The following is a 23,605-nucleotide window of genomic DNA, read 5'->3' on the forward strand; positions in this document are numbered from 1 at the left end:
TTCGTTACCGGCGGGTGAACGAACGTTATCGAGACGCACGCCACTTCGCCAGGCCACATTCGGTGTCCGCCCGGTGACGCGAAAAAGGTTGTTGCGTTCCGACGGGCCGCCCCGATGTCACAGGTAACCAGCGACGAGGGGAGGGCAGGATGGGTGTCGAGGTGGCCGTGCGGGGACTGACCAAGTCCTTCGGCGGCCAACCGGTGTGGTCGGACATCAGCCTGACCCTGCCGGCCGGTGAGATCTCGGTGCTGCTGGGCCCCTCCGGCACCGGCAAGTCGGTCTTCCTCAAGACCCTGGTCGGCCTGCTGCGGCCCGACGCCGGCTCCATCCTGATCGAGGGCAAGGACCTGCCCCGGCTCTCCGAGCGCGCGCTGTACGAGGTGCGCAAGCTGTTCGGCGTGCTGTTCCAGGACGGCGCGCTCTTCGGCTCGATGACCATCTACGACAACGTGGCGTTCCCGCTGCGGGAGCACACCCGCAAGTCCGAGTCGCAGATCCGCGCCCTCGTCACCGAGAAGCTCGACATGGTCGGCCTGGTCGGCGCCGAGGGGAAGCTGCCCGGCGAGATCTCCGGCGGCATGCGCAAACGCGCCGGCCTGGCCCGCGCGCTGGTGCTCGACCCCCGCATCGTCCTGTTCGACGAGCCGGACTCCGGACTGGACCCGGTCCGCACCGCGTACCTGAACCAGCTCATCATCGACCTCAACCAGCGCACCGGCGCGACGTTCCTGATCGTCACCCACGACATCAACACCGCGCGGACGGTGCCGGACAACATCGGGCTGATCTACCACGGCCACCTGGCCATGTTCGGGCCCCGGGAGATGCTGCTGTCCAGCACCGAGCCGGTGGTGCGGCAGTTCCTCAACGCCCAGCGGGTCGGCCCGATCGGCATGGCCGAGGAGAAGGACGCCGAGGAGCTGCAGGCCGAGGCCGACGCCGGCGCCGAACTGGCCCCGCTGCCGCCCATCCCACGGCAACTGCAGCCCTCGGACGGACGGCCCCGCGCGGCCGAGCGGACACCCGGTCAGTGGCTGCGGGAGAACGGCGTCACCCCACCACCGGGCTCCTTCGAGGAGCAGCGCGGCGCGCAGCCGCCGACGGTTGAGCCGCGCCGTGAGGCCATGCACCGGGAGGAGGCCGGATGAGCGCCCCCGTCGCCGTGCTCCGCGGCACCGGCGAATTCTTCGCCTTCTGCCTGGACACCCTGCGCGGCCTCGGCCGCCGGCCGGTGCAGGTCCGCGAGTTCGTCCAGCAGGCCTGGTTCATCAGCTCGGTGTCGATCCTGCCCGCCGCGCTCGTCGCCATCCCCTTCGGCGCGGTCATCGCGTTGCAGCTCGGCTCGCTGGTCCGGCAGCTCGGCGCGCAGTCGTTCACCGGCGCCGCGTCGGTGCTCGCGGTGGTCCGCGAGGCGGGGCCGATCGTCACCGCGCTGGTCATCGCCGGCGCGGGCGGCTCGGCGATCTGCGCCGACCTCGGCTCCCGCAAGATCCGCGAGGAGCTCGACGCGATGCAGGTGCTGGGCATCGACCCGATCCACCGCCTCGTGGTGCCCCGGGTGCTCGCCTCGATGCTGGTCGCCGTCCTGCTCAACGGGCTGGTCAGCGTGGTCGGGGTCAGCGGCGGCTACCTGTTCAACGTGGTCATGCAGGGCGGCACGCCCGGCGCGTACCTGGCCAGCTTCCAGGCCCTCGGCCAACTGCCCGACCTGCTGGTGGGTGAGGTCAAGGCGCTGCTCTTCGGCGCCGCCGCCGCGCTGGTCGCCTCGTACAAGGGGATGACCGCGCGCGGCGGCCCGAAGGGGGTCGGCGACGCGGTCAACCAGAGCGTCGTCATCACCTTCATGCTGCTGTTCGCACTGAACTTCCTCGTCACGGCCGTGTACTTCCAGGTCGTACCGCAGAAGGGGAGCTGACGTGCCGGCGCTGCGACACCTCGACGACCTGGGCGGACAGCTCGCCTTCTACCTGCGCGCCTTCGCGTGGACGCCGCGCACCCTGCGCCGCTACAAGCGCGAGGTGGTACGGCTGCTGGCCGAGGTGAGCTTCGGCTCCGGCGCGCTCGCCGTGCTCGGCGGCACCGTCGGCGTCATCTGCTTCCTCACCTTCTTCACCGGCACCGAGGTCGGACTGCAGGGCTACCAGGCGCTCAACCAGCTCGGCAGCAGCGCGTTCACCGGTTTCGTCTCGGCGTACTTCAACACCCGGGAGATCTCGCCGCTGGTGGCGGCGCTGGCGCTGTCGGCGACCGTCGGCTGTGGCTTCACCGCCCAGCTGGGCGCGATGCGGATCTCCGAGGAGGTCGACGCCCTGGAGGTGATGGGGGTGCCGTCGCTGCCGTTCCTGGTGACCACCCGCATGATCGCCGGGTTCATCGCGGTGATCCCGCTCTACGTGGTCGGCCTGCTCTCCAGCTACCTGGCCACCCGCACCATCGCCGTGTACTACTTCGGACAGTCCGCCGGTACCTACGACTACTACTTTCACCTGTTCCTGCCGCCCGAGGACGTGCTCTGGTCCTTCTTCAAGGTGCTGGTGTTCAGCGTGATCGTGGTGCTGGTGCACTGCTACTACGGCTACACCGCCCGCGGTGGGCCGGCCGCCGTCGGCGTTGCCGTCGGCCGGGCCGTCCGCCTGGCGATCGTCGCGGTCAACATCGTCGACTTCTTCCTGTCGCTGGCCATCTGGGGCGCGACCACCACTGTCCGGATCGCGGGGTGAGCATGAGAAACCGACTGCTGGGCATCATCTTCATCGCCATCCTGACCGCGGCGCTGACCACCTCCGTGCTGCAGTACCGCAAGGCGTTCACCCCGGTCGCCTGGGTCACCCTGCACGCCGACCGCACCGGGTTGCAGCTCAGCCCGGGCGCCGACGTCAAGGTACGCGGCGTCGTCGTCGGCGAGGTCCGCTCGGTCGGCAGCCGGGGCGCCGGCGCGACCATCCGGCTGGCCCTGGACCCGGCCACGACGTCCCGCATCCCCGCCGACGTCGACGCGCGGCTGCTGCCCAAGACGCTCTTCGGCGAGCGGTACGTCGAACTGGTGCCGCTCGGCGCCGCCACCACGCCGATCCGGGACGGCGCGGTCATCGACCAGGACCGCAGCCGCGCGGCGGTGGAGCTGGAACGCGTCCTCGACGAGGCGCTGCCGCTGCTGCAGGCGATCCGACCCGACCAGCTCGCCGTGACGCTGGGCGCCATCGCCACCGCGCTCGAGGGGCGCGGCGAGCAGTTCGGCGCGAACATCGTCCGGCTGGAGGCGTACCTGCGGCAGCTCAACCCGGCGCTGCCGACGATCGCCGAGGACGTCCGCAAGCTCGCCGTCGTGCTGGACAGCTACGACGCCGCGCTGCCCGACCTGCTCGCCCTGCTGCGCGACGTGACCGTCACCGCCCGCACCATCAGCGACCAGCGCGGGCAGCTGGCGGCGTTCCTCGCCGACACCACCGACACCGCCGACGCCACCCGGGGCTTCCTCGACCGGCACGGCGACCAGCTCATCGAGCTGGGCCGGGTCAGCCGGCCGGTGCTGGAGCTGCTCGCCACCTACGCCCCCGAGTACCCGTGCCTGATGAGCGGGCTGGTCGCCCTGCAACCCCGGGTCGAGGAGGTCTTCGCCGGCGGGCGGATGCACATCACCCTGGAGGTCACCCGCGACGGCGGCAAGTACGAGAAGGGCCGCGACGAACCGGTGTACGGCGCGGACGACGGCCCGAACTGCCGCGGCCTGCCCGACCCGCGGCAGCCCGCGCCGGGGGTGCCGGTCGACGACGGCTACGACTATCGGGGCGAGCGCCCGCGTACCCCGCTGATCGTCGGCACGCCCGGCACCGCACCGGCCGGTGGTTCCCCGGCCATGGGCCGCGCCGGCACCGGCGAGGAGCAGGCCCTGGTCAAACCCCTCGTGGGCGCCGCCACCGGCACCCTGCCGGCCGAGGTCCCGGACATCGCGGTCCTGCTCTGGGGTCCGCTGCTGCGCGGCGGGGTGGTGAACGCCCGATGAGCACGAAGACGCTCCCGTCGCTGCTGAAGCTGCTGGCCTTCGCCGCGGTGACGCTGCTGCTGACCGCGCTGCTGGCGCAGACCCTCGGCGCCTTCCCACCCGGCGGCGTCACCTACCGCGCGCGGTTCACCGACGTCACCGGCCTGTTGCCCGGGGACGACGTCCGCGTCGCCGGGGTGAAGGTGGGCCGGGTCCGCGACATCCGGGTGGTCGACGACACCGTCGCCGAGGTGACCCTCACCGTCACCCCCGACGTCCCGGTGGCCACCAGCGTCCGCGCCAAGATCCGCTACCGCAACCTGGTGGGCCAGCGGTACGTCGCGCTGAGCGAGGGGCCGGGGGAGGGGCGACCGCTGCGGCCCGACGGTCTCATCCCGCTCGCCCAGACCACGCCGGCGCTGGACCTCACCGTCCTGTTCAACGGCTTCCGGCCCCTGTTCACCGCCCTGGACCCCGACGACGTCAACAAGCTCGCCTACGAGATCATCCAGGTGCTCCAGGGTGAGGGCGGCACGGTCACCAACCTGCTGCGCCGCACCGCGTCGCTGACCAACACCCTCGCCGACCGGGACGCCGTCGTCGGACGGGTCATCACCAACCTCAACGGGGTGCTGGCCACCCTGGCCGAGCGGGACCGCAACCTCGACCAGAGCATCAGCCAGCTGCAGGAGTTCGTCTCCGGGCTCTCCGCCGACCGCAAGGCCATCGGCGAGTCGCTGGTCAGCATCGGCGAACTCACCACCGCCACGGCCAGCCTGCTCGACGAGGTACGACCCCCGCTGGCCGCGGACGTCCGCGCCCTCGACGACCTCGCCGGCACCCTCGACCGCAACGCGGCCGTCATCGACGGCACCCTCGGGCGGCTGCCGGAGCGGTACGAGGCGCTGACCCGGACCGCCTCCCACGGCTCGTGGTTCAACTTCTACCTCTGCGACTTCGACGGCAACGTGGCGGTGTCCGGCCGGGCGCCGCTCGATTTGCCCACCTTCAGCGCCCCGGCCGCCCGATGCGCCAGCGGAGGCAGCCGGTGAGACCGTTCCGGGAACGCAACCCCGTCGTCGTCGGCGCGGTCGGCCTGACCCTGGTCGTCGCCGCCCTGCTCGGCGCCTTCCAGCTCGACCGGCTGGCCGACCTCACCGGACGCGCCTACCAGGCCGCCTTCCACGACGCCAGCGGCCTCACCACCGGCAACGAGGTCCGGGTCGCCGGCGTGCGGGTGGGCAAGGTGACCGCGGTCGAACTCGCCCGCGACGGCGCGCCCTACGTCCGGGTCCGGTTCCGGGTGGACGACGACAGCATCCGCCTGGGCGCCGACACCGGCGCCACCATCCGGATCAAGACCGTGCTCGGGCAGAAGTACCTGGCCCTCACCCCGGCCGGACCGGGCCGGCTGCCCGAGGGCGGGCAGATCCCCCTCGCGCGCACCGCGGCGCCGTTCGACGTGGTGCAGGCGGTCACCGGCCTCGCCGACACCCTCGACAAGGTCGACACCGAGCAGCTCGCCGAGGCGTTCACCACCCTGTCCGAGACCTTCGCCGACACCCCGGACAGCGTTGGCGCCTCCCTGGTCGGGCTCTCCCGGCTCTCCCGTACCGTCGCCGGACGCGACGCCGAGCTGCGGGCGCTGCTCACCCGCGCCCGCACCGTCACCGGCGTGCTCGCCACCCGCGACGAGGAGTTCCGCAAGCTGGTCACCGACGGTGAGGCGCTGCTGGGTGAGGTGAGCCGGCGCCGCGACGCCATCCGCAAGCTGCTCGTCGGCACCGACAAGCTCGCCACCGAGCTGTCCGGGCTGGTCGACGACAACCGCGAACGGCTCGCGCCCGCGCTGCGCAAGCTGCGCGACGTGGTCGCCGTCCTGCAACGCAACAAGGACGACCTGGAGAAGACCATCCAGCGGATGGGGCCCTTCGTCACCGCGTTCGCCAACGTGGTCGGCAACGGCCGCTGGTTCGACTCGTACGTCTCCGGTCTGCTCCAGCCGTACCAGCCCACGACGGGAGGCCGCTGATGCCCGGTCCGATCCAGCGCTGGCGACGGCCGCTCGCCGCCGCCACCGTCCTCCTGGTCGCCGTCGCCGCCGGGGTGGTCGTCCTGCGGGACGACACCCCGCCGCGGCTGGTGGTCGCCCACTTCACCCGCGCCGTCGGGGTGTATCCCGGCTCCGACGTGCGGGTGCTGGGCGTTCGCGTCGGCGAGGTGGTCGCGGTGACCCCGCGGGGCCGCACCGTCGAGGTGCGGATGCGCTACGAGCACGACCTCGACGTGCCCGCCGACGCGCAGGCGCTCATCGTCCCGCCCAGCGTGGTCAGCGACCGGTACGTGCAGCTCACCCCCGCCTACGCCGGCGGTGCCAGGCTCCCCGACGGGGCCGAGATTCCGGTGGAGCGGACCGCCGGGCCTATGGAGATCGACGACGTCTACCGGGCGCTCGACGAGTTCAACCGCGCCCTCGGCCCGGAGGGCGCCAACCGGGACGGCGCCCTGTCCAATCTGGTCGCGACCGGGCGCGCCAACCTGGAGGGCAACGGGCAGAACCTGCACGACACCCTCGACGGGCTGTCCCGGGCCTTGGGCACCCTCTCCGAGGGCCGGCAGGACCTCTTCGGCACCGTCACCAACCTGCAACGCTTCACCACCACCCTGGCCCGCAGCGACCGCCAGGTCCGCGACTTCAACCGGCAGTTGGCCGACGTCGCCGAACAGCTGGCCGGGCAGCGCGACGAACTCGCCGCCGCACTGCGCAACCTCGCCACCGCGCTGGACGAGGTCACCGGCTTCGTCCGCCAGAACCGGGCCGCGCTGACCGGCAACGTGGCCGCGCTGACGGAGATCACCGCCGTGCTGGTCCGCCAGCAACAGGCGGTCATCGAGATCCTCGACGTGGCCCCACTCGCCGTGAGCAACCTCCACCTCGCCTACAACCCCCGCTCCGGCACCCTGGACACCCGCAACAACGCGACGGGTCCGTACGACCCGGCCGCCTTCGCCTGCTCGCTGCTGGTGGACCAGCTCCCCGCGAAAGAGGTGCCGGCGAAGTGCCTGGCGCTCGCGCAGACGCTGCACGAGCGCGGGCTGCCCCTGACCGAACAGCTGAAAAAGCTGCTCAAGCTGCCGCCCGGCGCCCCGGGGATCGGGGGGTCCCCACCGGGTCCTCCGATCAGCTCCCCCGGTGCGCCGATCCCCGACCCGGCGCCGGGCGGCTCCCCCATCACCAGCGACCCCACCCTCGGCGGCATCCTGCGGGGCACCCCGTGAGCCGGCGGGCCCTGCGGGCGCTGGCCTGCGCGGTGCTGGTGGCGCTGCTGCCGAGCGGGTGCGGCCTGCCGGACCTCGCCGACGTGCCGCTGCCCGGCGGCGCACCGAAGGGCGAGGGCTACCGGATCACCGCCGAGTTCGGCGACGTGCTCGACCTGGTGCCGCAGGCCGCCGTCAAGGTCGACGACGTCACCGTCGGCAGCGTGGAGAAGATCTCCCTCGCCGGCTGGACCGCCCAGGTCACCCTCCGCATCGGCGCCGACGTACGCCTGCCGGCCGACGCCACCGCCGCCGTGCGGCAGAGCAGCCTGCTGGGTGAGAAGTACGTGACCGTCGCCGCGCCACCGACCGGCGGGTCGAGCACCCGGCTCGCCGACGGCGACGTCATCCCGCTGTCGCGCACCGCCCGTGGCGCCGAGGTGGAGGAGGTCCTCGCCGCCCTCGGGCTGCTGCTCAACGGTGGCGGGCTGGCCCAGCTGCGCACCATCAACCAGGAACTCGGGACCGCGCTCGACGGGCGGGAACCCGCCGTGCGCGACGCGTTGCACCAGCTCGACGAGTTCATCGGCGGGCTGGACAAGCAGAAGGCCGACCTGGTCCGCGCCCTGGACGCCCTCGACCGGCTGACCGCGCGCCTGCACCGGCAGAAGCAGGTGCTCGGCGAGGCGGTGGACTCGCTGGCCCCCGGCCTGACCGTGCTGGCCCGCCAGCGCGCCCAACTGACCAGCGCGCTGACCGCCCTCGGCAAGCTCGGCGACGTCGGCACCCGGGTGGTCGACCGCAGCCGCGACGACACCGTCGCCGACCTCAAGGCGTTGCAGCCGATCCTGGAACAACTGGCACGCGCCGGTGACGACCTGCCGAAGTCCCTGGACTTCATGCTGACCTACCCGTTCCCGCCGAACGTCACCGGCGCGATCGTCGGTGACTTCGTCAACCTCTCCGTCACCGCCGACCTCGACGCGGCGTCGATCCTGGCGAACCTGGTCGTCGCCGCCCCCGCACCGGCCCGCCAGGCCGCACCGGCGAAGCCGGCCGGTCCGACCCGGCCGCCCGCCGCCGGCGGCGACAAGACGCCCACCCCGCCGTCCGGCCCCGGTCCGGTCCCTGACCTGCCCCTGACGGAGTGCCTGCCCGACCCGGACGACTTCCCGGCGACCTGGACCCCACCGAAGGACTGCCTGCTGCCGGAGGGTTGTGTCCTGCTCCGGCCCGGCTCGAAGGTGCCCGTCGGCGGGCTGATCCTGCCCAAGGGCGTGGTGCCGCCGGGCACCGCTTTCCCCGCCGGGACCGAACTGCCCGCCAACACGGTCATGTCGGCGCAGTGCGTGCTGCCGGTCACCGGCGAGGTGCTCGGGCAGATCGGCGAGCTGCCCGAACTGCTCGGAGGAGGGCTGCAGCCATGATCGGACGTACCGCGAAGCTCCAGGTCCTGGCGTTCCTGCTGGTGAGCATCCTCGGCGTCTCGTACGTGGGGATCCGCTACGTGGGGCTCGGCGACCGGCTGCTCGGCGGCAGCTACGTCGTGCACCTGGACCTGGCCCGCGCCGGCGGCATCTTCACCAACGCCCCGGTCACCTTCCGTGGCGTGCCCGTCGGGCGGGTCACCGCGGTCAACCTGCGCGGCGACGGGGTCCGCGCCGACCTGCGGCTGCGCCGCGGCACCCAGGTGCCCGACGACCTGCGGGCCGTGGTGGCCCAACGCTCCGCCGTCGGCGAGCAGTACGTCGACCTGCGCCCCGAGCGCGACACCGGGCCCTACCTCGGCGACGGCGCGGTGATTCCGGCCGACCGCACCGGCGTCCCGCTGGCCCCGGAGACGCTGCTGACCAACCTCGACGCGCTGGTCCGCTCCCTCGACCCGGACGACCTGACCGTGCTGATCACGGAACTCGGCACCGCGTTCGAGGGCAACGAACAGGCGTTGGGCCGGATCCTCGACGCCGGGGACGCGCTGCTCACCGAGGCGGACGCCCATCTGCCGGAGACGCTCGCGTTGATCGAGGACGGCCGTACCGTGCTCACCACCCAGGCGGAGTCGGCGGAGGCGCTGCGGCGGTGGAGCGCCGGCCTGGCCCGGCTGGCGGAGACCCTCCGCGGCGCCGACCCCGACCTGCGCCGGCTGCTCGCCGCCGGGCCGCCCGCCGGGCAGGAGCTGGTCGCGCTGCTGCGCGGACTGGAGCCGAACATCGGCGCGCTGCTCGGCAACCTGGTGACGGTCAACGGCATCGCCGCCCGCCGGCTGCCCGGCATCGAGCACCTGCTGGTGGTCTACCCGCTCGCCGTGGCCGGCGGGTTCACCGTCGCCCCGGGCGACGGCACCGCGCACTTCGGCCTCGTCCTCAACGCCGGGGACCCGCCGTCCTGTGTGTACCGGGGCGGCGGCACCCGCTGCGGCGCGCAGGAGCGGGCGGCCGGCGCCAGCGTGCGCGGCGAGGGCAACGCGCCAAGGCAGGGCGGTCGGCCACCCGCGCCGGCCGAACCGGCGCCGTACGACCCGGCCGAGGGCGGCGGATACGACCCGGCGACCGGGACGGTGCTGGGCTCGGACGGCCGGCCGTTGCAGTTCGGCGGCACCGGCGGCCAGTCCCGGATGGCCGGCGACCAGTCGTGGAAGCAGCTGCTGCTCGCCGGGGTGACGCCGTGACGAGCGGGAAGAAGGAGGCGGCGATGCAGGCCCGCAGGAACCACACGCTGAAAGTGATCAAGGGGGCGAAGCCGGCGGCGCCGGGCCGGGCGCCGCAGCGCCGGGTCCTCTCCCGCCGGTTCACCCCGTCCGCCCAGCCGGTCGAGGAGCTGCTGCGGCGCATCGACCAGGAGCCGGTCGAGGACCCAGCGGAGCCCGGCGAGCCGGCCGAGTTCGACGACCCGACCGGCGGGGACGACCCGGCCGACCCGGACACCGACGCCGGGTCCCGGGGCGAGCCCGCCGGCACCGGCCGGTCCGGACGCCGCCGGGCACTGGTCGCCCTGCTGACCCTCGTGCTCGCCGCCACGGTCGCGGCCGCCGGGGTGACCGGGCACCGCTGGTACGTCGACCAGGCCACGGACCGGGCCCGGCAGGCGAGCCTCGCCGCCGCCAAGCAGGCCGCGGTCAACTTCGTCTCGGTCAGCGCCGCCAGCGTCGACCGGGACATGCAGCGGATCCTCACCGGGGCCACCGGCGACTTCAAGGAGGAGTTCACCCGGGGGCAGTCGCAGGTCCGCACCGCGGTCGTGGAGAACAAGGTCGACTCGCGCGGGTCCGTGCTGCGGGCCGGGCTGGTCTCCGGGGACCGCCGCCGCGCCGTCGCGCTGGTCGCCGTCGACGCCACCGTCAAGAACGTCAAGTCACCGCAGGGGCGGCCCTCGCACTACCGCATCCAGCTGGACCTGGTCCACGACCGGGACTCCGACCGGTGGCTCGTCTCCCGCCTGCAGTTCGTCGGATGAGAGAGGCAGGACCCGTGCGTACCCTGATCGACCGCGCGCGCCGGGCGCGCGTGCCCCGGCCCCGCCTTCCCCGGTTCGGGCTCGTCCCCAGCCTCGTCGCCGCGATCGTGCTCGCGGCCACCGTCGCCGGCCTCGGCTGGTGGAACGGGCACCGCGCCGAACAACGGGACGCGGCCGTACGGCAGGCCCTGGCCACCGCGCCCGCCGCCGCCAAGGCGATCTTCTCCTACGACTACCGCACCTTCGACGACAGCATCGCCAACGGCCGCACCTTCGCCACCGGCCAGTTCGGCGAGGAGTACGCGCAGACCACCAAGGCGTTGAAGCAGACCGCCACCACGCAGCAGGCCGTCGTCGCGGCGGAGGTCTCCGCCACGGGAGTGGTCACCGCGACCGCCGACCGGGTGGAGCTGCTGGTGTACCTCAACCAGTACCGGCGCAACGTCAACACCGCGGGGGAGAAGGTCGACCAGAACCGGGTGGTGCTGACCCTGGTCCCGGTCGACGGGGAGTGGAAGGTCTCCCGCGCCACGGCCATCTGACGTCCCGGGCGTTCATGAATGAACGCCCGGTCGCCCTACTTCGAGGAGAGGCTCATGTCGATCGCCCGGTTGTTCTCCGGCACCGCGGTGGCCGCCGTCGTGGTGGCCGTCGCCGCCGCGCCCGCGCAGGCCGCGACCAACGATCCGTTGTACGACAAGCAGTGGGGCCTGCGGCAGATCCACGCCGAGCGGGCCTGGGCGACCAGCACGGGAAGCGGCGTGGTGATCGCGGTCGTGGACACCGGCGTCGACCTCGGTCACCCGGACCTGAAGTCCAAGCTCGTGCCCGGCGCGACCTTCGTCGACTGCGGCCCGACCTCCTGCGGCAACGGCGACTGGCGGGGCCCCAACGGTCGGGCCGACGCCAGCGATGAGCACGGCACCCACGTGGCGGGCATCGCGGCCGCGTCGACCGGCAACGGCATCGGCGTGGCGGGGGCCGCCCCGGACGCGCGGATCATGCCGATCAAGGTGCTGGAGGAGGGCAGCGGCAGCTTCGCCGACATCGCCGCCGGCATCCGCTACGCCGCCGACCACGGCGCCAAGGTGATCAACCTCAGCCTCGGCGCGCTGCCGGGCGCCCAGGCCCTCACCCTCACCGGGCTCGAGGCCGAGGCGACCGAGGCAATCACGTACGCGCACGGCAAGGGCGTCGCCGTCATCGCCGCCGCCGGCAACGAGGCCGCGCCGCTCTGCGGCACCCCGGCCTGGGAAGCCGGCGCGCTCTGCGTCGCCGCCACCGACCGCAACGAGGTCAAGGCGTGGTACTCCAACCTGGGTGTCAAGGCCGACCTGAAGGCGGTCGCCGCCCCCGGTGGCGCCGGCCTGGTCAACTGCGACGACGACGTGTGGTCCACCGTCCCGGTGGGGACCGGCGCCGCCGGTTGCGGGCAGGGCGACTACGACGCCTACGCCGGCACGTCGATGGCGACGCCCTACGTCGCGGGCGTCGCGGCGCTGCTCGTCGCCCAGGGCCGCAGCGTCGACAACGTGTACTCGGTGCTGATGTCGACCGCCCGTACCCCCGTCGTCGGTCTGCGCGGCGTCTACTCGCCGGTGTACGGCTGGGGCATTGTCGACGCCGCAGCCGCCGTGGCCGCTCCCCGCACCTGACCCTCCCCGCAGTCGGCCCGGCCGCGACGACGGCGCCCCAGCTCGATACCGATCCCGAGCTGGGGCGTCGGCGTACCCGGACTTCCCCAAACCTCTCTTATCCCGAACAAAGGGAAGTATCGATCGGCGTGCGTTTCCTGGCGGGAACGCGAGCGGTTGTACCGGGTGTGACGGTGACATCACCCGACCTCATCATGATCCCCACAGCGGCGCGGCAGAGCTGGCGGGTCAGGTGGGCGGAGCGCGAGAACGAGCGGCGGCGGCACGCGTACGACGCGCAGGTCGAGGCCTGGCGTCGGCGCAACGACCATCTGATCCGGCTGCGGATCGAGGCCCACACCTTCCTCGGATACGCGCAGCCGCGCGCCGGCCTGCCGATGGACCTCGACGACGACGAACCGGTCTACCGGGTACTGCCGGCCGCGGAGCTGGTCGAGGCCAGGGCACGGCACGTCCCCGGCCTGCCCGCACCGGGGCTGACCCTAGCCACGGCCGACGTCGATCCCGCCGACCGGGCGCTGCCGAACGGCTTCCGCGTCGTCGACGCGGGAATGGTCGTCATCACCGACCGCCGGGTGATCTTCGCCGGGCGCACGGAACGGCGCGAGTGGACGTACGCGGACATGCTGGGGCCCGCGCACCACCCCGACGCGCCGCTCACCCTGCTGCACGCCACCGACGCGAGCCGACTCGCCGGGCTACGGGTACCGGCCGCGGCCACGGTGAACTTCCGCTTCTACCTGACCCTCGCCTTCGCCGCCGCCAGCGGCCAGCGGGCCGCCGTGGCCGCGCAGCTCGACGCCCTGCTGGCCGCCGAGGAGGCCGCGCGACCGGTCCCGCCGTCGCTGGCCGAGCCGGACCGGGCTCCGCTGGCCGCGGCGCGTCCCGACCGCCGGGCCGCACTCGTCGCCGCCGCCGTCGCGCTGGCCTTCGCCACGCTGACCAGCGCGACCGCGCACCTGCCGGAGCGGGCCGAGGTGCCGTTGCGGGCGGACGCCCCCACGACAGGCGTCGCCGACCCCGCCGACCCGCCGCACGTCATCGCCGTCGCGCTGCCGACCACCCCGGGCGACCTGGTAGCACCGCGCCCGACCACGGCCGGAACCGACACGACGGCAGCTTCCCTCCGGGCTGCGACCGGGGAGACCGCGTCCACGAGGCCGCCGATGGCGACGGGCCCGGCCCGGCCGGCGCAACCGGTCGCCCCGGCGGATCCGAAGCCGGCTCCACCGCCGGCCGCCGACCGGCCCCGGCCCACCGATCCGGCGCCGCCGACCGCCGCGCCTCCCAGCACCGCTCCGGCTCCCACCACGGCGCCCACGGCGCCGTCCGCGCCGGAGGCTCCCTTGATCGAACTCTGTCTGGAGCCGGTGCGACTGCCACTGGTGGACGGTCTGCTCTGCCCCTCGCTCGACCAGCCGTCCTGACGGCGGTGCCGCCCGCGGTGGGCGTCCCATCCGCTTGTCCCTCGGAACGCGATGGGCCGGCCCGTATCGGGCCGGCCCACCGGTCTTCGTCGCGTCGGAGGTTAGGGACGCCCGCTACTGGGTCGGGTACTGCTCCAGGTAGACCGGCGCGCCGACCCGGGTGGTGTCGGCCGCCGCGCCCACGCCGTTGACCACGTGGTCGATGATGCCGGCGCTCAGGTTCACCGTCATGATGTGGTGCAGCTTGACGCCCGGGGTCTCCGGGACCTCGAAGCCGTTCTCGGTGTGGATCGACGGGTTGTTCTGGTTGAAGACGTACACCCCACCGCCGTACAGGGTGTGGTGCTTGACGTGGTCGCCGACCTTGTAACCCGCCCAGCCCTCAACGTCGCCGTTCATCCAGTCGGCCTGCGTCGGCGGGTCGTACGGCAGCTCGTTCTGGTAGAGGATCGTCGTGCCGTGCTCACCGTTCCACACCGTGTTGTACCGCTGGAAGTGCTCGACGAACAGGCCCGTCGCCGTCACGTGGTCGCCGTTGATGACGGCGCCGTAGCGACCGGTGTTGGTCCGCCAGCGGTCGGTGTCGCCGTTGACGCCCTCGGTGAAGCCCTCGACACCGTGGTCGCCCCGCCACACCCAGGTGTGGTCGATGAGGACGTGGTCGCTGTTGACCTCGAGCGCGATGTTCGTCCGGCCGATGTGCGGGCCACCGACCCGGAAGTACACGTCGGAGAGCGTCGTGGGGTTCTGCGGGGTGCCGGCGTGGCGGCCGTGCCGGCTGCCGACCCGCAACAGCACCGGCGACTCCTCCAGACCGGCGTCGATCGTGACACCGGCCACGACCACGCCGGGTACGTCGGCGACCTGGAGCGGGATGGCGCCGTTCACCGCGGTGAGCGTGGCGTGCCCGATGCCGAGCACCACCGTGTCGGCGCGCCGGACCTGGATGCTGCGCGCGATGTCGTAGACGCCGGGGGTGATCAGGAGGTGCTTGCCGCGGGCGAGCTGGCTGTTGATGACGTGCACCGGGTCCGACGGCTTGGCGACGAAGAAGTCCCGGATCGGGATGGTCCGCCCCGGCGTCATCTGCGTACCCCAGGAGATGCCGCGGCTGTCGCGCTGCGCGGCGGGCACGCGGACCTGGTACTCGCCCTTGGCATCGACGAACAGGTACGGCTTCTCCCGGCTGAGCGGGGTGGTCTCGCGGGTGGTGTACGGCGGGTCGGGGAAGCCGCTGTCGTCCGGGGCGCCGACGGTGCCGGCGAAGACCTGGTTCCACACGGCGTTGGACCAGCCGGCGACCTCGCTGTTGCGGGTCAGCCACTGCTGCTGCGATCCGTTGGTGACGGAGGGCAGCCGGGAGTCGGCGATGAAGCCGCCGCTGGCGTACTGCGGGCCGGCGGTGCAGTAGTCCATCAGGGACAGGTTGCCGCCGCTGACATTGAGGCGGCGCATCGACACCGCCTGGGAGACGGCCCAGAAGTTCGCCGACGAGCGGCAGCCGTCCTGGCCCGCGGCGTTGATGTTGATCGACAGGTTGGACAGGGTCCGCCAGAAGTTGACCAGCGCCAGGCAGTTGGCCGTGCCGCCATCCTGGAGGCAGCGGTTGTAGACCTCGACCTTGCCGTTGATGGTGACGTCGGTGGGGGAGGCGCCCAGCCCGGAGATCTCGGTGTAGTAGCCGACCTTGATCTGCAGCGGCTGCTCGACGGTGCCGTAGGTGCCCGGCATGAACAGGTAGGCGTGCCGCGCGGTGCCCATCTCGTTGTCGACCTGCCGGGCGTGGGCGGCGTCCAGCGTCGCCTGGATCTCGCCGACCGGCATGCCCGGGTCGAAGATCGTCACGTTGGGCCCGAGGTCCGGCGCGCCGTGGCGCGGCGGGCCGGCGGTGGCCGATGTGCTGGTCAGGGTGGCGGTGGTGGTGGTCAGCACGAGGCCGAGCGCCAACGCCCGGCGCAGGCGCCGCCGCCTGTCGGGGGACTGGATGGTCATACGGTTCCTTTCCGGTGGCCGGAGGGGGAGAGCGCTCTCCGGTTCGGGTCGGACTTGCATCACGTCGTGAAAAAAGGGATCGAGATGTTTCTACCCTGTAAATCGACGGCCCGCTACCACCACGGGAGTCGAATTTGGGCCCCGGGCGCGCCCTCCCTAGTGGATACCGGCTTGGGGGCGGCGCTACGGCGTTGGAGTGGTGGCGGGGGTGGCCGCGCCGATCAGACCGCCGAAGAAGACCATGACGGTGAGGGCGATCATCGGGGCGACGAAGACATAGCCGAGGACCAGGCCGGCCACCGCCATCCCCCTGCCGGACTTCAGACCGTTGCGGGTGTCGTGCAGGCCGACGTGGCCCAGGATGACGGCGAGGACGCAGGGCAGGCCGAACACGCACCAACCGCCGAACACACCGACGATGCCGAGCACCATCGCGGCGGTGGCGGTGCCGGACGAGGGCTGGGTCGCGATCAGCATCGGCGGCGGATACGAGATGGCCGGGGGATACGGCCTGGCCGGCGGATAAGGCGCGGCCGTCGGGTATGGCCCGGCTGGCGGGTACGGGCCGGCGGGACCGGCCGAGATCGGCGGAAGGGGCCGGGTCGGCTCAGGCTGGTTCATCGTGGGGTTCCTCTTCGAGTCGGGTGAGCAGGGTGCTCACCTCGGTGTGCAGGCGACGAAGCTCCGCCGCGGTCGGGGCCAGCTCGTAGCAGTGGTGGTGCGCGGCGGCGGACAACGTCGCCCAGGCGTACGCGACCCGCCGGGCCACCTCCGCGCCCGGCCCAAGCCGGCCGCGCAGCATCAGGTGCCGGGCCCGGCCCTGCCGGCATGCCGCGACCGCGGGGCGGACCCGCCGCCAGTAGCCGTCGACGCCACCTTCGAGGGCGAGCCGGATCAGGCAGGCGCAGGCCCGCGGCCACCACCCGGCGGTCACCGCCGTCGCACCGAGGGCGCCCGCGCCGCGCAGCAACTGGTCGGCGGCCGCCAGGCAGCGGGCCGGCGTCGGCGCGGTCACGACAGGGCCTTCGCCAGGGCGCGGGCGTCGGTGACCAGGCCGGGCAGGTCCGCCCGGTACGCCCCGTGCACGCCCTCCCGGCACGCCTTGTAGACGCCGACCGCTCCACCGCCCCGGCGGGCCAGCCAACCGAGCACGTCCCCGCCCCGGTCCGCGTCGTCGAAGACGGCGAGGGCGACCATGGTGGTGAGCCGGCGGGAGGCAGCGGTGAGCGCCCCCTCGATGTCGGCATGCGGCACCCCGCGCGTCACCCGGGTCCGCCACACCCGCAGATGGCACGCCGCCTCCAGGGCCGAGCGGCACAGCTCCGCCACCACCGGCCCGCGTACCTCGGCGGGCACCTCGTCGGTGCGGGCCAGCGCGTGCGCGTCGTCGAGGTAGCGGGTGACCGGGTCGGAGCCGGGCCGCACGGTCACCACCGAGCGTTCGGCCCGGTGCACCTCCACGATCCGGGCCCGGCCCAGGTCGAGCCGGCGCACCGCGTCGGGCAGCCGGGTGTCGTGGGTGAAGACCACCACCTGCCGCTGCTCGGCCAGCTCGGCGAGGACCCGGGCCAGTCCGTCCACCTTCGACGGGTCCATGCTCTGCACCGGGTCGTCGACCACGATGAACCGGAACGGGCTCTCCGGCGCGCAGCTGCGCGGCAGGAACGTGGCCAGCCCGAGCGCCTGCATCTCGCCCTGGCTCATCACCCCCAGCGCGGTGCCGTTGTCGGCGCCGTCCACGCTGACCGGGAAGACCACCCGCCGCCGGGTGTTCGTCCCGGCCAGGGTCATCGCGCCCAGCTCGACGTTGCTCTCCTGGCGCAACCGCTCCCAGATCCGCTGCGAGTGCGCGGCGAACGGCGCCACCCGCTCGTCGCGGATCTCCGCGCCGGTCTCCTTCAGCCAGCCGCGCGCGGCCTTCAACCGGGCCAGGGTCGCCTCCCGCGCCGGCAGGCCGCTTGCGGCGGCGACCCAGTCGCGCAGCTCGGCCGCCGCCGCCCGCCACCCCGTGTCGCGCTGCCGCAGGAACCCCTCGGCGTACGCGCGGGCCGCGTCCGCCGCCGCCACCACCGTCGGGTACCGCGCCGCCAGGTGGTCGGCCAGGTCGGCCGGTTCCCCGGGTACGCCCCGAAGCGCCGCCACCGCCTCGCGCAGCGCCCCGAGCAGCGCCTCCACGCCGTGCCCGCCGGGCTGCGGCTCGCTGGAGGTCTCCGGTTCGGGGCTGCCGGGCACGATCAGGTCGTCGATCAGGTGGTGCGTCTGGCGCAGCAGAGCGGTGAGCCGGGTGGCCGCGTTCTGCGCGGCGACGCTGCGCTGCCGCAGCTCGACCAGGGACGCCGCCGCCTCGGCCCGCCAGCCGGCGTCGAGTTCGCCGGTGGCGCAGACCGGGCACGCCCCGTCGCCGCGTTCCTCGTGGTGTTCGAGGGCGAGGCGGAGCAGTTCGGCGCCGCGCAGCGCCGCCCGTGACCGGCCGCCGTCGTACCGCAGGGTCTCGGCCGCGGCGTCGCGGAGCTGCCCGGCGAGCCGGGTGACCTCGTCCACCGGCGGCGGGGTGAGCGCGGCGAGTTCCCGACAGAGCAGCACCGCCCGGTCGGTGGTCGCCTCGTCCGGCTCGTCGAGGATCGCGGTCACCTCCGCCAGGTCCACCGCGCCCCGGCCGCGCAGCAGCGCCCCAGCCCGTCGGGCCCGGTCGTCGTCGACCTCGGCCAGCGTGGCCGCCAGGGTGGCGCGCTGGGCGCGTACCTCCTTGACGGCCGCGTCGTGCGGCCGGGCGGCGCGCAGCAGACGCTGGTCGGCGTCGGTGAGGGCGTCCAGGCCGAGGATCGCGAAGAGCGCGTCGAAGAGCTGGCTCTGCGTGCCGGCGGCGAGCCGACCCAGCTCCGCGGCGGTGAGGAACGGCCGGTACAGCTCCAGCGGACGCGCCAGCCCCAGCTCGGCGAGGTCGCCGTGCCGGCCCTGCGCGCCGGTCACCGTCACCTCCGCGTCGGCCAGCTCCGCGCCGACTGGCCAGGAGCGGGTCACCCGGGTCGGCGTGGCCACTCCGTCAACGCGCAGCTCCACGCCGATCCGGCACGGGTCCGGGGCGTGCAGGTTGCGCCACCCCGTACGCCAGACGCTGGTCTTCTCCGCCCAGCGGGCGCTGTCGCCGGTGAGGGCGAGCTCGACGGCCTCGGCGAAGCTGGACTTGCCGGAGCCGTTGCGGCCGACGACCAGGGTGATGCCCGGGCCGGGCCCGATCTCGAGGGTCTGCTCCGGGCCGACGCCCCGGAAGCCGGCCACGGTCACCGACGTCAGCCAGATCCGCTCCGCCGGCTCGCCCGTGCCGACCGGGCGCGCGTCCAGCCGGGTGGGGTGGCCGGCGAGGGCGGCGGCGAGGTCGTCGTCGTCGCTGAGCGCGGCGAGGACCAGCTCGGCGGTGTCGGCGGGCACGGTGTCGTCGGCGGCCAGCCGGTCGAAGATCAGCTCGGTCAGGGGCTGCTGGGGCAGGGTCATGGTCGTCTCCAGGCGCGTGGTGTCCGCGGGCCGACGGTGGCCGGCCCGCCCGGGTGAGCGGTGGATGGGCATGCTCGCCAGCGGGATGTGCTGACGCTTTCGAGCTGATGACGTAGACGGATCAGAGGCGGCGGTGTTGGCCGCCCGGTGGCCGGCGCTCAGCCGGTCAGCGCGGCGTGCCAGTCCCGCAGGAAGGCCTCCACCAGGGCGTGCGCCCTGGGACGCAGGTCGAACGACTCCACCTGGCGGCGGCGAGCCATGTGGGACAGGCCGTCGGCGGCCTCGTTCAGGGCGTGACCGCTGTGCCCCTTGACGTGCGCGAAGTTCAGGTCGGGACGGCGGGCCACCAGCCCGGCGAGCCGGACCAGGGTCGGCTGGTCGGAGCAGCGGCGCTGCCGCAGGCTGTAGCCGGCCGGCATCGCCCCGGTGTGGCCGGCCTGCCAGCGGTGCAGGTACCGCAGGGCGCTGAGGCTGTCCACAAGCACCGTCATGCCGGCCGGCGCCTGGTCGTACCCGGTCAGCAGGTAGTCGACCGCGCGCAGCTCGTTGATCAGCACCCGGGAGGCGCCGGTCGGGTCGAGCCGGCCCGTGCCCCGACCGAGCAGGCCGTAGTGGCCGTCGCTCACCACGTACCCGATGCCGCCGACGCGGCCCTTCCAGCTGGCGTCGGTCGCGGCCACCAGCGGCGCGGAGCTGTCCGCCCAGCGGCGGACCTGGCCGCGACCGGGCTGGTGATCCGACCGGTCGGGGTTGGCGCAACCGCCCGCCGACCCGACGGCCTGGTCGGGGCGGCAGGAGAGGTGGTGCTGCGTTGCGAGCTGCTCGGCGGTGTCGAGCAGCTGCGCCGCCGAGCCGAGCTCGTTGTAGTGAGCGGCGGTCAACGCCAGCCGGACCGCGTCGCCCACGGCGGTGCAGGTCTCGCAGCGATGGGGCTTGACGTAGGTACGGAGAGCGGCGGCGCGGTTGTGCAGGGGAACGGGGAGGAAATCCAGGGCGCGGTGGAACTCGTCGAGACGCACGGAGCTTCCCCCTCAGAACTCGGAAACGTCGGTAACGACGGCGGTCAGCTTGTCGCCGGAGCGCTTGGTGCTGGCCATCTCCTCCTCCGGGACAGAGGCGGAGTCGCCAGTCACCTCGAAGGTGTTGATGATCGGATCCTCAGCACCCTTGACCTGGTAGGTCACCTCGTACGTCTTGGACGGGTCCAAGTCGCCAGCGCCGGCGTAGGTGACGTTGATCCGGTAGGTCACGTTGCAGCCGGCGCTGCCGAAGCACTGCTTGCTCAGGACCTTCACCTTCAGCTTGAAGTCGCTCTTGGTCGGCGTGTCGTAGGTGACGGACGGCGGCTCGGTGGTGGGCGGTGCCGCGGCGGCCGTGGTAGCGGCCGAGGTCGTGGCGGGCGGGGTCGGAGCGGTCGAGGTGGACGCGGCAGCCGGGTCGGGCTTGTCGGCCTTGTCGGCTGTGGCCAGCAGCGCGCCGCAGCCGCCGAAGCAGAGCAGCAGCACCAGGACCACCCCGCCGACGATCCATCCGATGAGCGGCTTCTTCCGACGGGCGATGGGCTGAGGGTCCACGGTCTCCGGCGGGCCGGGCTGGGCGTCGGACTGCGGCGGGAACTCGGGCTGGGTCAAGACTTCTCCTTGTCAGGTGAGTGGGCAGGGATCAGCGGCCGACTTCCGTGTTCAGCCGGGCGAGTCGGTGCCGGGGATCGAAGCTGGGTGTGTGTGCCTGATCAGACGGACGGGATGCCGATGACCTCAACCTCGACGCCTTCGGTGCGCAGCGTCTTCATCGCCTGGTAGAGCGCGACCTGGGCGAAGGTGAAGAGGGTGTCGACGGTGAGGGCCCGGCCCGACTTGAGCGCGATGGCGTAGACGACCTTTCGCGGCCGGAAGTCTTCGCAGACATCGGGCGCGTTGGGCTGCTGGCGGACCAGTTCGACGAACTTCGCTCGGGCCTCGGCGTCGTAGCGGAGGGCGTAAAAGGAGGTGACTCCCTGCGTGAAGAGGTGGCTGAGCGGGGAACTGCCGGAGGCCCGCTTCACGTGGATCAGTTCGCCGTTGGGGCCCAGCAGATCGCAAGCCTCGATGCCCCGCGGGTGCTGCGCCGTGTAGAGAAGCTTCTTGTCAAGCAGGACCAACCGCTGGTCGCGCTCGGCGGCCGAACGGTTGTAGCGGTCCTCGCGCGACACGTCCCCGGTCCACGGCGGCAGGACGACCGTGGACGGCTGGGCCAGGATCTGGGCGATCTCCTGGCGCAGGAACTCGCGGTGCCGGTCGCCGATCTCGTACCACTTGTCCTCGTGCAGCAGCAGGTGGCTGGTGCCGACGGCGATCTCGGCGGTGATCCACCGGGAGAGCCGCGTCGACGCCATCTCGTCGTTACCGCCAACGTCGCCACAGAGGGTGAGCGTGCCGGCGCGCAGGCCGGTCCACCGGTCACCGTCGAGTGCATGGTTGGTGTGGGCGAGGATCGTGGCCAGGTCCAGCTCGGCGGCCAGGCTAGGCCGGCGCCCGGACTTGGGCACCTGGATCCGGTACGACCCGACGTGCTCGATGTCGGCGATGAGGTCGCCCGGCACGGCCACGCCGAGCTCGGGCGGCTCCTGCAGCGCCAGCCGCTGGTCCATGGTGTCGACGAGTTCCTGCATCCGCGGATCGGACGGCGGAACCGGTCGGATCTGGGTGATGAATTCCAGGTCGGCCAGCGGACTCTCCTGCTGACACACCCGGTCGATCTCCCGCAGATCGGCCAGGAGCCCGTCGGGCTCGACGCAGAGCGGGATGCGCAGTGCGTCACCGCCTTCGACCTTCACCGAGCGGCCGGTACGGCGGCACGCCGTGAGGTTCGGGTTGTCCGTGCGGCCGCACACCTGGCCGACGATCTCGCCCCACTTGTCGATGCCGTACTTCCAGATGGGCTGCCCGCCGGGCACCAGGCTGCGGTCCACCCGCCCGCTGGAGCCGACAACCCGGCGGCGGACCTGGCGGATCTCGCTCGGCAGTAGCGCGCGGACGGCGAAGGACACGCCAAACGTCGGGTCGAACCAGTCGTGGTCGACCATGAACCGGCCCAGGGTCCCGTACGCCAGGGCGTACGCCCGTTCGTCGACGGCCAGAAGCAGCGCACCGCCGCCGCTGCTGTAGCCGAGGTCGACATCCTCGCCGATGAGCCCGGCAAGTACGTCGCACCACTCGGCTCGGGCGCGCGGCACCGTGCCGTGCACCAGCAGCGCCGGCACGCCGGCGATCTGCCGAGGCAGCGGCTCGAAGCCGTTCTCCCGCAGGTAGTCCTCGTTCAGAGCAGCAACGAGCCCGTCCGCGGTAGGTGGCACGGTGAGTCGGTAGACGGTCGTCGGGTAGGTGCCCAGCGGGGCCGGCGGCATCGGGTACTCGAACAGGGCGGGCTGGTTGGGGGAGCGGCGCCGGCGGCCCTTGCGGGTGGCGCTGGCAGGGTTCGTCGCACTGCGCATGTCGATTCTCCTCGCGTAGAGATTCGTGCTGGCGGAGGTGCGGTGCGGACTGCGCCGGGGGAGGGCTTCGCGGGTCCCGCCCCCGGCGAGGGCGAGGGTCAGCTCAGAGCGACGGTGACGCCGCCGGAGAACGGCGAGTCGTGCAGCTCGAGCTTGGCGAGCTTGATGCCCTTCGGAATGTCGAAGACCACGACGCCGGTGACCTGGTTGCCGGGGTTGATGTCGTTGAGGAACGTCTCGGCGTTCTTGTTGGCGTAGATGGCGGCGCCGCTGTCGGCGGAGTACTCGGTGCCGTCGGCGGCATACGCCTTCTGGCTGCTGCCGTCGAACATCTGCGCCTCCTTGCCGATGTTCTTGACGTTCACCGTGACGAGGCAGAACTGGCCCTGCGCCTTGGCACCGACCACACTGGTGCCGACCTTGGCGACGCCGCACTTGGCCGACTTCACGGTGAACTCGAACTTGCCGTCCCGGGCCGGCTGGCCGACCTTCGCGGTCTTCGGCTTGTCGTCGCCCTTGGCGCCCCCGGCGTCCGCCTTGCTGGTGGCCTCATCGGTGGTGCCGGCACCGCAGCCGAGCGCGATGAGGCCGGTGGCGAGCAGGGCGAAGGTAGCGGTCTTGCGCATGCTGAAGCTCCTGTCTAAAGAAGAGGGATTGCTGGTCGACTCGCCGGATCGGCGCTTCGTCGACGCCCATGAATCACAGCAGGAGCTACGACCTGGAGTCCAACTCTGGGGTTTCCAAGCGCTGATAACCCCGGTTACCAACAAAAGAGCTTCAGAAAAATACCGTGCGAGTCCACGGTCGACATGACCAGCGTTGATCCCGAGGCAGGGAGATACAGAGGTGGCGTGATTGCCCACGCCGGCGT

At 72.8% G+C, this 23,605-nt stretch carries 21 protein-coding genes; 13 read left to right on the top strand and 8 right to left on the bottom strand.

Going from position 1 to position 23,605, the window contains the following annotated elements:
* Positions 1 to 149 precede the first annotated feature (149 nt).
* The 13 genes from AC5L3Z_RS20285 to AC5L3Z_RS20345 all read left to right on the top strand — a co-directional run bounded on the left by AC5L3Z_RS20285 (position 150) and on the right by AC5L3Z_RS20345 (position 13,778).
* Positions 150 to 1,151: an ABC transporter ATP-binding protein gene (locus AC5L3Z_RS20285; RefSeq protein ID WP_494844189.1), complete on the top strand. Its 1,002-nt coding sequence runs from the start codon at positions 150 to 152 to the stop codon at positions 1,149 to 1,151.
* Positions 1,148 to 1,918: an MlaE family ABC transporter permease gene (locus tag AC5L3Z_RS20290; protein ID WP_334533730.1), complete on the top strand. Its 771-nt coding sequence runs from the start codon at positions 1,148 to 1,150 to the stop codon at positions 1,916 to 1,918. The genes AC5L3Z_RS20285 and AC5L3Z_RS20290 overlap by 4 nt, the downstream gene beginning before the upstream one ends.
* A 1-nt stretch (position 1,919) precedes the next feature.
* Positions 1,920 to 2,723, top strand: coding sequence for an MlaE family ABC transporter permease (locus AC5L3Z_RS20295; RefSeq protein ID WP_494844190.1), 804 nt, complete (start codon positions 1,920 to 1,922; stop codon positions 2,721 to 2,723).
* 2 nt (positions 2,724 to 2,725) lie between these two features.
* Positions 2,726 to 4,006, top strand: a complete 1,281-nt coding sequence (locus AC5L3Z_RS20300; protein WP_494844191.1) for an MCE family protein — start codon at positions 2,726 to 2,728, stop codon at positions 4,004 to 4,006.
* Positions 4,003 to 5,037: an MCE family protein gene (locus tag AC5L3Z_RS20305; RefSeq protein WP_494844193.1), complete on the top strand. Its 1,035-nt coding sequence runs from the start codon at positions 4,003 to 4,005 to the stop codon at positions 5,035 to 5,037. Before AC5L3Z_RS20300 ends, AC5L3Z_RS20305 begins: the two co-directional genes overlap by 4 nt.
* Positions 5,034 to 6,017 (top strand): MCE family protein, encoded by a 984-nt coding sequence (locus tag AC5L3Z_RS20310; RefSeq protein ID WP_494844194.1) that lies wholly within the window; start codon positions 5,034 to 5,036, stop codon positions 6,015 to 6,017. The genes AC5L3Z_RS20305 and AC5L3Z_RS20310 overlap by 4 nt, the downstream gene beginning before the upstream one ends.
* Positions 6,017 to 7,264, top strand: a complete 1,248-nt coding sequence (locus AC5L3Z_RS20315; protein ID WP_494844196.1) for an MCE family protein — start codon at positions 6,017 to 6,019, stop codon at positions 7,262 to 7,264. Before AC5L3Z_RS20310 ends, AC5L3Z_RS20315 begins: the two co-directional genes overlap by 1 nt.
* On the top strand, positions 7,261 to 8,670 hold the full coding sequence (locus AC5L3Z_RS20320; protein ID WP_494844197.1) for an MCE family protein: 1,410 nt from the start codon (positions 7,261 to 7,263) through the stop codon (positions 8,668 to 8,670). Before AC5L3Z_RS20315 ends, AC5L3Z_RS20320 begins: the two co-directional genes overlap by 4 nt.
* Positions 8,667 to 9,911 carry an MCE family protein gene (locus AC5L3Z_RS20325; RefSeq protein ID WP_494844198.1) on the top strand — a complete coding sequence of 415 codons (1,245 nt, stop codon included), beginning with the start codon at positions 8,667 to 8,669 and terminating at the stop codon, positions 9,909 to 9,911. Before AC5L3Z_RS20320 ends, AC5L3Z_RS20325 begins: the two co-directional genes overlap by 4 nt.
* Positions 9,908 to 10,696 (top strand): Rv1363c family protein, encoded by a 789-nt coding sequence (locus tag AC5L3Z_RS20330; protein WP_494844200.1) that lies wholly within the window; start codon positions 9,908 to 9,910, stop codon positions 10,694 to 10,696. Before AC5L3Z_RS20325 ends, AC5L3Z_RS20330 begins: the two co-directional genes overlap by 4 nt.
* A gap of 14 nt (positions 10,697 to 10,710) precedes the next feature.
* Complete coding sequence (locus tag AC5L3Z_RS20335; protein ID WP_494844201.1) at positions 10,711 to 11,238, top strand: hypothetical protein; 528 nt, start codon at positions 10,711 to 10,713, stop codon at positions 11,236 to 11,238.
* Positions 11,239 to 11,292: 54 nt separating this feature from the next.
* Complete coding sequence (locus AC5L3Z_RS20340; protein ID WP_494844203.1) at positions 11,293 to 12,351, top strand: S8 family peptidase; 1,059 nt, start codon at positions 11,293 to 11,295, stop codon at positions 12,349 to 12,351.
* 173 nt (positions 12,352 to 12,524) lie between these two features.
* The gene (locus AC5L3Z_RS20345; RefSeq protein WP_494844205.1) at positions 12,525 to 13,778 is read left to right on the top strand and encodes a hypothetical protein; all 1,254 of its coding nucleotides are present in this window, start codon (positions 12,525 to 12,527) and stop codon (positions 13,776 to 13,778) included.
* Positions 13,779 to 13,892: 114 nt separating this feature from the next.
* Here AC5L3Z_RS20345 and AC5L3Z_RS20350 read toward each other — a convergent pair whose 3' ends face one another.
* The 8 genes from AC5L3Z_RS20350 to AC5L3Z_RS20385 form a co-directional block, all read right to left on the bottom strand.
* On the bottom strand, positions 13,893 to 15,770 hold the full coding sequence (locus AC5L3Z_RS20350; protein ID WP_494844207.1) for a pectate lyase-like domain-containing protein: 1,878 nt from the start codon (positions 15,768 to 15,770) through the stop codon (positions 13,893 to 13,895).
* A 183-nt stretch (positions 15,771 to 15,953) separates the two neighbouring features.
* Positions 15,954 to 16,247 (bottom strand): DUF4190 domain-containing protein, encoded by a 294-nt coding sequence (locus AC5L3Z_RS20355; RefSeq protein ID WP_494844209.1) that lies wholly within the window; start codon positions 16,245 to 16,247, stop codon positions 15,954 to 15,956.
* Between the two features lie 130 nt (positions 16,248 to 16,377).
* On the bottom strand, positions 16,378 to 16,785 hold the full coding sequence (locus AC5L3Z_RS20360) for a hypothetical protein (protein WP_494844210.1): 408 nt from the start codon (positions 16,783 to 16,785) through the stop codon (positions 16,378 to 16,380).
* On the bottom strand, positions 16,782 to 19,262 hold the full coding sequence (locus AC5L3Z_RS20365; RefSeq protein WP_494844212.1) for an AAA family ATPase: 2,481 nt from the start codon (positions 19,260 to 19,262) through the stop codon (positions 16,782 to 16,784). The genes AC5L3Z_RS20360 and AC5L3Z_RS20365 overlap by 4 nt, the downstream gene beginning before the upstream one ends.
* Positions 19,263 to 19,420: 158 nt before the next feature.
* A complete protein-coding gene (locus AC5L3Z_RS20370) occupies positions 19,421 to 20,281 on the bottom strand; it encodes a ribonuclease HI (protein ID WP_494844213.1) in 861 nt (286 codons plus the stop codon).
* Positions 20,282 to 20,293: 12 nt separating this feature from the next.
* A complete protein-coding gene (locus tag AC5L3Z_RS20375; protein ID WP_494844214.1) occupies positions 20,294 to 20,893 on the bottom strand; it encodes a hypothetical protein in 600 nt (199 codons plus the stop codon).
* A 101-nt stretch (positions 20,894 to 20,994) separates the two neighbouring features.
* Positions 20,995 to 22,734, bottom strand: coding sequence for a DUF6119 family protein (locus tag AC5L3Z_RS20380; RefSeq protein WP_494844215.1), 1,740 nt, complete (start codon positions 22,732 to 22,734; stop codon positions 20,995 to 20,997).
* Positions 22,735 to 22,832: 98 nt separating this feature from the next.
* Complete coding sequence (locus AC5L3Z_RS20385; RefSeq protein WP_494844217.1) at positions 22,833 to 23,360, bottom strand: DUF4352 domain-containing protein; 528 nt, start codon at positions 23,358 to 23,360, stop codon at positions 22,833 to 22,835.
* Positions 23,361 to 23,605: the final 245 nt, after the last annotated feature.

Source organism: Micromonospora sp. LZ37, assembly GCF_059359015.1.